At 67.7% G+C, this 9,311-nt stretch carries 11 protein-coding genes and 1 pseudogene; 9 read left to right on the top strand and 3 right to left on the bottom strand.

Going from position 1 to position 9,311, the window contains the following annotated elements:
- Both G3O00_RS18450 and G3O00_RS18445 read right to left on the bottom strand, forming a co-directional pair.
- A partial coding sequence (locus G3O00_RS18450) for a cation:proton antiporter (RefSeq protein WP_206143878.1) occupies positions 1–697 on the bottom strand: 697 nt, incomplete at its 3' end.
- Between the two features lie 25 nt (positions 698–722).
- Entirely contained in the window at positions 723–983 is a 261-nt protein-coding gene (locus tag G3O00_RS18445; RefSeq protein WP_041493055.1) for a XapX domain-containing protein, read from the bottom strand.
- Positions 984–1,259: 276 nt separating this feature from the next.
- Here G3O00_RS18445 and G3O00_RS18440 point away from each other — a divergent pair, with 276 nt between their 5' ends.
- Positions 1,260–1,946, top strand: a complete 687-nt coding sequence (locus G3O00_RS18440; protein WP_011351702.1) for a hydrolase — start codon at positions 1,260–1,262, stop codon at positions 1,944–1,946.
- Positions 1,947–2,012: 66 nt separating this feature from the next.
- On the opposite strand, the gene G3O00_RS18435 is transcribed toward G3O00_RS18440, so the two are convergent.
- Positions 2,013–2,936 carry a LysR family transcriptional regulator gene (locus tag G3O00_RS18435; RefSeq protein ID WP_174933914.1) on the bottom strand — a complete coding sequence of 308 codons (924 nt, stop codon included), beginning with the start codon at positions 2,934–2,936 and terminating at the stop codon, positions 2,013–2,015.
- 98 nt (positions 2,937–3,034) lie between these two features.
- Between G3O00_RS18435 and G3O00_RS18430 the strand changes: the two genes are divergently transcribed.
- The 8 genes and pseudogenes from G3O00_RS18430 to G3O00_RS43390 all read left to right on the top strand — a co-directional run bounded on the left by G3O00_RS18430 (position 3,035) and on the right by G3O00_RS43390 (position 9,244).
- Positions 3,035–3,202, top strand: coding sequence for a DUF1427 family protein (locus G3O00_RS18430; protein ID WP_206143877.1), 168 nt, complete (start codon positions 3,035–3,037; stop codon positions 3,200–3,202).
- A gap of 18 nt (positions 3,203–3,220) precedes the next feature.
- Positions 3,221–5,110 carry an amidohydrolase gene (locus G3O00_RS18425; protein WP_206143876.1) on the top strand — a complete coding sequence of 630 codons (1,890 nt, stop codon included), beginning with the start codon at positions 3,221–3,223 and terminating at the stop codon, positions 5,108–5,110.
- A gap of 1 nt (position 5,111) precedes the next feature.
- Positions 5,112–5,567: a DoxX family protein gene (locus G3O00_RS18420; RefSeq protein ID WP_206143875.1), complete on the top strand. Its 456-nt coding sequence runs from the start codon at positions 5,112–5,114 to the stop codon at positions 5,565–5,567.
- 40 nt (positions 5,568–5,607) lie between these two features.
- Positions 5,608–6,522 (top strand): glyoxalase, encoded by a 915-nt coding sequence (locus G3O00_RS18415; RefSeq protein WP_206143874.1) that lies wholly within the window; start codon positions 5,608–5,610, stop codon positions 6,520–6,522.
- Positions 6,519–7,214, top strand: coding sequence for a YoaK family protein (locus tag G3O00_RS18410; RefSeq protein WP_174988966.1), 696 nt, complete (start codon positions 6,519–6,521; stop codon positions 7,212–7,214). Before G3O00_RS18415 ends, G3O00_RS18410 begins: the two co-directional genes overlap by 4 nt.
- The gene (locus G3O00_RS18405; RefSeq protein ID WP_206143873.1) at positions 7,211–8,689 is read left to right on the top strand and encodes an alginate export family protein; all 1,479 of its coding nucleotides are present in this window, start codon (positions 7,211–7,213) and stop codon (positions 8,687–8,689) included. Before G3O00_RS18410 ends, G3O00_RS18405 begins: the two co-directional genes overlap by 4 nt.
- Before the next feature lie 54 nt (positions 8,690–8,743).
- Positions 8,744–8,953, top strand: a pseudogene (locus G3O00_RS43395) (DUF3331 domain-containing protein); the annotation flags it as partial.
- On the top strand, positions 8,942–9,244 hold the full coding sequence (locus tag G3O00_RS43390; protein WP_050781600.1) for a DUF3331 domain-containing protein: 303 nt from the start codon (positions 8,942–8,944) through the stop codon (positions 9,242–9,244). The pseudogene G3O00_RS43395 and the gene G3O00_RS43390, both read left to right, overlap by 12 nt.
- The last annotated feature ends 67 nt before the right edge of the window (positions 9,245–9,311 follow it).

Genomic DNA, 9,311 nt, shown 5'->3' with positions numbered 1-9,311 from the left:
CGGCTTCCGCGATCCCATAGCTGCCCCACGCCATCGCGAAAGTTACGACGATGCCGAGCATCGGATCGCGCAGGCGTGGCAGCACCCAGCTCATCGCATGGCCGCACGCGAGGCCAACCGCGATGCCGATCAGCGTGAGCGAGAAGAACAGCCCGGTGGCGCTCGCGGCCGTGATCGATACGGCGAGCGCGGCCGACACGGCCATCTGGTACAGCAGCAGGCCCGACGCATCGTTGACGAGACTTTCGCCTTCGAGCACCGCGACGAGCCGTGAGGGCAGCGGGTGGCGCTGCAGGATCGCCTTCGCGGCGACCGCGTCCGGCGGCGACACGATCGCGCCGAGCGTGAAGCAGGCGGCCCACGGCAGCGCCGGGTTCACGGCATGCACGGCGAGCGCAACCGCGACGGTCGTGAACACCACCGCGCCGAGCGCGAGCGACGCGATCGATGCAAGCTCCTGCCGGAATTCCTTCCACGCGGTGTAGAACCCGCTCGACATCAGCAGCGGCGGCAGCACGGCCGCGAGCAGCAGCGCCGGGTCCATGTCGGGCACGCGCTTGCCGGCCACCGCGACCACGCAGCCGCCGAGCAGCAGCACGACGGCCGGCGGAATCGAAATCCGCTCGGCGAGCCACGTGAGTGCGCCCGCACCGCAGATCAACAGCAGCAGGTAATGAAACAGCTCGACGTTGGTCATGCGTGGCCGGCGGCGAACGGTTGCGTCACGACGGCTTGCGGTCGTTCGGCGTGCCGCCGGGCAGCGCGCCGAACATGTGCTGGCTGCATTGTGCATCGCGCCATGCGGTGTTCAGCCGGTGTCCGGAAAGCATCCGGCGCGCGACGGGCAGGATCTGTTCGCCGGCCAGCATGCCGAGCAGGCCAGTGAGCGCGATGATCGGCGGGGCCGGCGAATTCACGCCGAGCGCGCCGTAGATGACACCGGCGAGGATGCCGGCAAGCAGCGACAGGAAATACGGTTTCATGGCGGGCGTCCCGTGATGGCAGACGAGCGGCGCGGTGCGCGCCGTCAAGATTTCGAAAGCGTATCGGGTTTGCGTGAAGAAAAAAAGGGCGGGCAGCCCCGAACAGGCATCGATTCAGGAATCGGATCGATTCCGTTTCTTGGGTGTTCGCGCCGCGCGTTTGCGGCTTAAATATTCGGGCCCGGATGACGATCCGGCGCCGACGTACCTCCGGCTCCTCCCGTTTTCACGGTCGAGGCAGGCCCCCCTTTTTTCGTTCACAGGACACCTTGCGCCATGAGCAATCCGAAACTTGAAGTACTGACTCCGCAGAACAGCCAGCTGATCTTCATCGACCAGCAGCCGCAAATGGCGTTCGGCGTGCAGTCGATCGATCGCCAGACGCTGAAGAACAACGTCGTCGGGCTCGCGAAGGCGGCGAAGGCGTTCAACGTGCCGACCACGATCACGACGGTCGAGACCGAGGCCTTCTCCGGCCATACGTTCCCCGAGCTGCTCGACGTGTTCCCGAACCAGAAGACGCTCGAACGCACGTCGATGAACTCGTGGGACGACCAGAAGGTGCGCGATGCGCTGGCCGCGAACGGCCGCAAGAAGGTGATCGTGTCGGGCCTGTGGACCGAGGTCTGCAATACGACGTTCGCGCTGTGCGCGATGCTCGAAGGCGAATACGAGATCTACATGGTGGCCGATGCATCGGGCGGCACGTCGAAGGACGCGCACGACTTCGCGATGCAGCGCATGGTGCAGGCCGGCGCGGTGCCCGTCACGTGGCAGCAGGTCGTGCTCGAGTGGCAGCGCGACTGGGCGCGCCGCGATACGTACGAAGCGGTGATGGCCGTCGTGCGTGAGCACTCGGGCGCATACGGGATGGGTGTCGACTACGCGTACACGATGGTTCACAAGGCGCCGCAACGCACCGCGACGCCGCACGAGTCGATCGCGGCGGTACCGGCGAAGTAACGGGCCCCGGCCGCGATCGTGGTAACGGCCGGCCGCGGCGATCTGCTGTCGCCGGCCGTTGCGTGTTCAGGTTGCGGGCAGCGCCCACGGCGCGTGCGCGAAGTGTTCCGCGAGGAAGTCGAGCAGCACCGTCACGCGCGCGGCGCGCAGCATGCCGGGCGGCGTGACGAGGTTGACGTTGATGTCGGCGATCTTCCAGTCCGACATCACTTCCTCGAGCTCGCCGCTCTGCATCGCTTCCCACACCAGGAACTCGGGCTGCAGCGCGAGGCCGTGACCGGCGATGAGCGCGGGGACGATCACGTCCGCGTTGTTGGTGCGGATGCGGCCGTGCACGGATACGCCGACTTCATCGCCCGATGCCGGGTGGCGGAAGCGCCAGTGTTCGGGCGTCGGCAGGTTCGTGTAGGTGAGGCACACGTGCTGTTCGATGTCGCGCGGATGCGTAGGGCGGCCGCGCCGGTCGAGGTATGCGGGCGACGCGACGAGCGGCCGGCGCACTGCGCACAGCCGGCGCGAGCGCAGCGACGAATCGCTCAGTTCGGCGATGCGGATCGCGACGTCGAAGCCGCCGGACACGATGTCGACGATGTGATCGGTGAGCACGAGGTCGATGTCGACGCGCGGATAACGTTCGAGAAACGCGGGCAGCACCGGCGACAGATGGCGCAGCCCGAACGACATCGGCGCATTCACGCGTACGAGGCCGTGCGGTTCGAGTGCCTGCGCGGACGCTTCGCTCTCGATCAGCTCGGCGTCGGCGAGCAGGCGGATCGCGCGGTCGCGCAGCAGTTCGCCGGTCGGCGTGAGCGACAGCTTGCGCGACGTGCGGTACAGCAGCATCGCGCCGAGACGCTTTTCGAGGCGTGCGATGGCCTTCGACACGGTCGGCTGCGATACGCCGAGCAGGTCGGCGGCTTTCGCGAACGAACCGGTTTCCGCGACGCGCGCAAAGATGGCCCAGGCTTCGAGATCAGGAAGGTGTTGCATGGTCGGGATGAATGGCAGGGAAGCGGAACGGATGCAGCGCACCGCGAAAGCGGGCGTGCGGTGCAGGTGATTCTAATCCGGCCGGGAGAAAAATCGTTATGGAATCTTATCTACTTTCGTTGGGTGCCGGCGTGTTGATCGGCATCGTCTACAGCGTGATCAAGGTGCGTTCGCCGGCACCGCCGCTGATCGCGCTGGTCGGCCTGGCCGGCATGCTGATCGGCGCCCAGGCCATCGCGCCGGTCCGTCACTGGCTCGGCTTCTGACCGCATCGAGGACACTTCATGAGCGCAACCGCTACTCAACCCGATCTCATCCTGCACAACGGGCGCATCACGACGCTCGATCGTGCGAACCCCGTCGCCACCGCGGTGGCGATCAAGGACGGCCGCTTCGTCGCGGTCGGCGCCGACGCGGACATCGTGCCGCTCGCGGGCCGCGCGACGAAGGTCGTCGATCTCGATTGCCGCAGCGTGCTGCCGGGCCTGATCGACAACCATACGCACGTGATTCGCGGCGGCCTGAACTACAACCTCGAGCTGCGCTGGGATGGCGTGCGTTCGCTCGCGGTCGCGATGGAGATGCTGAAGCACCAGGTCGCGATCACGCCTGCGCCGCAATGGGTGCGCGTGGTTGGCGGCTTCACCGAACACCAGTTCGCGGAGAAGCGCCTGCCGACGATCGACGAACTCAATGCGGTCGCACCCGATACGCCGGTGTTCATCCTGCACCTGTACGACCGCGCGCTGCTGAACGCGGCCGCGCTGCGGGTGGTCGGCTACACGAAGGACACGCCCGAGCCGCCGGGCGGCACGATCCTGCGCGATGAAGCAGGCAACCCGACCGGCCTGCTGCTCGCGAACCCGAACGCGACGATCCTCTACGCGACGCTCGCGAAAGGCCCGAAGCTGCCGTTCGACTACCAGTACAACTCGACACGCCACTTCATGCGCGAACTGAACCGGCTTGGCGTGACGGGCGTGATCGACGCAGGCGGCGGTTCGCAGAATTATCCCGACGATTACGAAGTGATCCGCAAGCTGCACGATGCGGGCGAGATGACCGTGCGGATCGCGTACAACCTGTTCACGCAGAAGCCGAACGCGGAGAAGGAAGACTTCGTGAACTGGACCAAGAGCGTCAAGTACCACGACGGCACCGACTACTTCCGCCACAACGGCGCGGGCGAGATGCTGGTGTTTTCGGCGGCTGATTTCGAGGATTTCCGCGTCGCGCGTCCGGACCTGCCGGCGCAGATGGAGGACGATCTCGAAGGCGTCGTGCGCGTGCTCGCGCAGAACCGCTGGCCGTGGCGCATGCATGCGACCTACGACGAGACGATCAGCCGTGCGCTCGACGTGTTCGAGAAGGTGAACCGCGATATTCCGCTCGACGGGCTGAACTGGTTCTTCGATCATGCGGAAACGGTCTCCGATAAATCGATGGACCGGATTGCCGCGCTCGGCGGCGGCATTGCGGTGCAACACCGGATGGCATACCAGGGCGAATACTTCGTCGAGCGCTACGGCGCGCAGGCGGCCGAGGCGACGCCGCCGGTCGCGAAGATGCTCGACAAGGGGATCAAGGTGTCGGCCGGCACCGACGCGACGCGCGTGGCGTCGTACAACCCGTGGGTGTCGCTCGCGTGGCTCGTGACGGGCAAGACGGTCGGCGGCCTGCGGATGTATCCGCAGCGCAACCTGCTCGATCGCGAGACGGCGCTGCGCATGTGGACCGAGTACGTGACGTGGTTTTCGAACGAAGAGGGGAAGAAAGGGCGCATCGCGGTCGGCCAGCTCGCCGACCTGATGGTCCCGGATCGCGATTTCTTCACGTGTGCGGAGGACGATATCGTCGATACGACTGCATTGCTGACGGTGGTCGGTGGCCGGATCGTGTGGGGGGCGGGGCCGTTTGCGTCGCACGATGCGCCGATTCCGCCCGCGATGCCCGATTGGTCGCCGGTGCGCGAGTACGGCGGCTACGGCGGCTGGGGCGCGACGCAGCGCAACGGCGCGCCGCTGCAACGCGCCGCGGCCGCCGCGATGTGCGGCTGCTCGAGCGCCTGCAACGTCCACGGTCATGCGCATGCCGGCGCATGGGGCCGCACGTTGGCGACGTCGGACGCAAAGGGCTTCTGGGGCGCGTTCGGCTGTTCGTGCTGGGCGGTCTGACATGGCGACTCCGACCACTCGCGGCGGCGCCGGCAACCCGGCGTGGGTCCGCGCGCTGCTGGCGCAGCCGTGGGTGCTGCCGCTTGCGCGCCTGGCGCTGGTGTCCGCGTACCTGATCGGCGGTGTCGCAAAGGCGCTGGACTTCAACGGCGCGGTCGCGGAGCAGGCGCATTTCGGGCTGCAGCCGGCCGCGCTATGGGCCGCACTGGCGATCGCCGTCGAGATCGCCGGCTCGCTGTGCATCGTGCTGGGCCGCTTCACGTGGCTCGGCGCGGGCAGCCTCGCCATGCTGACGCTGGTCGCGATGGCGGTGGCCAACGATTTCTGGAACCGCACGGGCGCCGAGCATTTCATGGCGCTCAACAGCTTTTTCGAGCATCTCGGGCTGATCGCCGCACTCGTGCTCGCGACCCGGCTCGCCGATGCGAAGCACGCGGACGGCGACGTCCGCGCGTGACCGATTGCACCCTTCGATGACACAACAAGGAAACCTGATCATGAAATCCATTCGTTCCGCACTGTGCGTGCTGACGCTCGCGGCCGGCTGCGTCGCGGCGCCGGCATCGTTCGCGAAGCCGCCGGTTCCGACGCCGCCGGTGCCGGTGCTGGCCGTCGGGCCGCAGTACGACACGACGCACGTGTGCGTGGCGCCGGAAGACTTCGACCGCTTCACCGACAGCTTCGTCGCGACGTTCGGCGGCAAGAAGTCGAAGCAGGGCGTGTTCCAGGTCACGCCCACGCCGAGCCAGACGATGTCGCAGCTCGTGCTCACGCCGGTCGGCACGATCTCGGTGTTCGGCTTCAAGACGCCGATTCCGTATCCGTTCTGCTCGGAGCGCACCGGCTATCTCGTGACCGACCTCGACGTCGCGATGAAGACGGCGCGCGCGCACGGTGCGGACGTGATCGTCGACACGTTCCCCGACCCGATCGGCCGCGACGCGATCATCCGCTGGACCGGCGGGCTGAACATGCAACTCTATTGGCATACCGAAGCGCCGCACTACGACGCGCTGGAGACGGTACCGGAGAACCGCGTGTACGTGTCGCCGGAAAGCGTGCGCAAGCTGGTGCACGATTTCGTCAAGTTCTCGAACGGCAAGGTGGTGTCCGACACCCTCAAGGCACCGGGCATCGAGATCGGCCGGCCGAACGAGACGTACCGCCGCATTCGCATCGAGTCGGGCTTCGGCAAGATGACCGTGCTCGTGACCGACGGCCACCTGCCTTACCCGTTCGGCCGCGAGATGACCGGCTACGAAGTGCCCGATCTCGCCGCGACGCTGAAGAAGGCGCAGGCCGCGGGCGTGACCGTGCTCGTGCCGCCGTTCACGTCGGACGGCCGTGACGCGGCGCTCGTGCAGTTCCCGGGCGGCTATGTCGCCGAGATTCACGCGAGCGCGGCGCGATGAAGCACGAGGACACGATCCTTGCCGCGGTGGCCGGCTTCGTCGACACGCTGAGCTTCGTCGCACTGTTCGGGCTGTTCACCGCGCACGTGACGGGCAACTTCGTGCTGATCGGCGCGGGCATCGCGGGCTTCGGCCAGGGTGTCGTGCTGAAGCTCAGCGTGTTTCCCGCGTTCGTGTGCGGCGTGATCGCGAGCAGCCTGATCGCGCGGTCGATGTCGGGGCGGCCCGCATGGCAGGGCACGCGCGCGCTGCATGCGGTGCAGGCCGTGCTGCTGCTCGGCTTTTGCGCGGCCGGCGTGTGGGCGACGCCCGTCACGCATCCCGACAGCCTGCCGGCGCTCGTGGCCGGCATCGTCGGCACGTTCGCGATGGGCGTGCAGAACGCGCATCCGCGCGTGATCCCGCGTGCGGGCGTGCCGAACACGGTGATGACCGGCAACGTCACGCAGGCGATCCTCGACGTCGTCGACATGCTGTCGGCCGGCACGGCCGACAGCGTGCGCACGGCGGCCCGCGCGCGTTTCGCGAAGATGCTGCCGGCAATCGTCGCGTTCGCGCTCGGCGCGGCGTGCGGCGCGCTCGGGTTTCGCACGATCGGCTTTCTGGCGCTGCTCGCGCCGGTCTGCGCGCTTGCGGTGCTCGCGCTGTGCGCGGCGCAATCCGCCGGTGCGGTTGCGAAGGAGCGCGCATGAGCTTGCAGGGGGAGCGGCCGTATCGTGGCCGCCGCTTCGATCGTGCCGCACGCGTGTCCGTCGTCGCGGGGCTGCTGCTCGCCGGGCGTGGCGTGGCGTTCGCGCAAACGTCGCCGGCATCGGCTTCGGCACCAGCCACCGACGGCAGCGCATCGACGTGCACGGCCAAGCGCCCGACCGTGCTGTTCAACCGCTGGCAGGAAGACTGGTCGGTGCTCGCGAATCCGTGCGTGCCGCGCGCACCGCTCGACGGCCTGAAATACATTCCGCTGGGAAACGATCCGGCCTCCTATCTGTCGCTCGGCGTGAACCTGCGCGAGCGTCTCGAGACCAACGACGCGCCGCTGTTCGGCATCGGTTCCGCGCAATCGGATACGTACCTGATCCAGCGCGTCGAAGTGCATGCCGATGCGCATCTCGGCCAGCACTGGCAGTTCTTCGTGCAGTTGCAGGACGACCGCGCGTTCGGCAAGAACACGATCTCGCCGGTCGACAAGAACCCGCTCGATCTCGAACAGGCGTTCGCGACCTACACGGGCGCGTTCGGCGGCGGCACGTTCAAGTTCCGCGTCGGCCGGCAGGAGATGGCGTTCGACTTGCAGCGCTTCATCGCCGCGCGCGACGGCCCGAACGTGCGGCAGGCGTTCGATGCGCTATGGGCCGACTACGAATACCGGAAGTGGCGTTTCATCGCGTATGCGACGCAGCCGGTGCAGAACCGTAGCGTGTCCACGTTCGATGATGTGTCGAACCGCGACCTCACGTTCAGCGGCGTGCGCTTCGAGCGGCAGTCGGTGGGGCCCGGCGACCTGTCGGGCTACTGGTCGCGCTACAACCGCAGCAACGCACGCTTTCTGGATGCGAGCGGTGCCGAGCGTCGCGACGTGTGGGACCTGCGTTACTCCGGGACGCAAGGCCGCTTCGACTGGGATCTCGAAACGATGCTGCAGACGGGCACGGTCGGCAGCAGCACGATCCGCGCGTGGGCGGTCGGCTCGATCGCCGGCTACCGGCTCGACGCGCCGTGGTCGCCACGCATCGCGCTGCAGGTCGACGCCGCGTCGGGCGACCGGCATCCGCATGACGGCCGTGTCGAAACCTTCAACCCGCTGTTTCCGAACGGCTATTACTTCACGCTGGCCGGCTTCACCGGGTATTCGAACCTGATCCACGTGAAGCCGTCGGTGACGTTGAAGCCGTCGCCGAACCTGTCGCTGCTCGGCGCGCTGGGTTTCCAGTGGCGCGAGACGACTGGCGATGCGGTCTACCAGCAGGGCAACGCGGTGGTGCCGGGCACGGCGGGCAAGGGCGGGTTGTGGACCGGCATGTACGTGCAGCTGCGGGCGGACTGGACGATCGCCGCGAACCTGATCGGTGCGATCGAGGCCGTGCATTTCCAGGTCGGTGATGCGATCCGCCAGGCGGGCGGGCACAACGCCGACTATGTCGGGGTCGAGCTGAAGTATGGGTGGTAGCCCGCGGGCCGCGGCGCGTCCGTCGGCGAATCGCTGCCTGATGCGTGGTGTCGGATGAATGCGCGTGTGCAGGTGCTCGCTTTTTCGGACGAGATGCTGATCGTGCGCTGGCTTGGGCCGGGCGGTGCGGAGCAGCGCTGGACGCCCGGGCGTGCGCTTCGCTCGGGCCACTGCGCGCTGTCGGGCGAGAAGATCGTCTGCGGCGACGCGGTGTTCAGTCCGCGCGGGCGGGCGCCATTCGAGCCGAATGCAATGATCCTGGCGGCGGCGCTCGATCGTCCGCGCGTGTCGACGGTTCGTCCGCACGTCCAGGTGCTCGAGCGCTCGGCACAGCTGCTGGTCGTGCGCTGGGTCGAGCCGGGGCGTGCGCATTTCGGCGAGCAGCACTGGAAACCGGGGCGCGCACGGCAGGCCGGTGTCTGCGTGCTGTCGGGCGCGCGGATCGCGTGCGGGGACGACGTGTTCCGCCCGAGCGGACGACCGACGCCGCCGAATGCACGCGCGATGATTCTGGCCATCGCACTCGATGGCGCCGGGCTGAAGCACGGCGGGTGACGCGGCGCGCACGTGCGTGCGTTGAAGTTTGCGGTTGCTCAATGACAAAGGGCGGCCGAAGCCGCCC

This window comes from Burkholderia sp. Ac-20384 (genome assembly GCF_017104605.1).
Lineage (GTDB): Bacteria > Pseudomonadota > Gammaproteobacteria > Burkholderiales > Burkholderiaceae > Burkholderia > Burkholderia lata.
The sequence above is the reverse complement of the archived record's forward strand: the minus strand, read 5'-3'. Positions and strand labels throughout refer to the sequence as shown.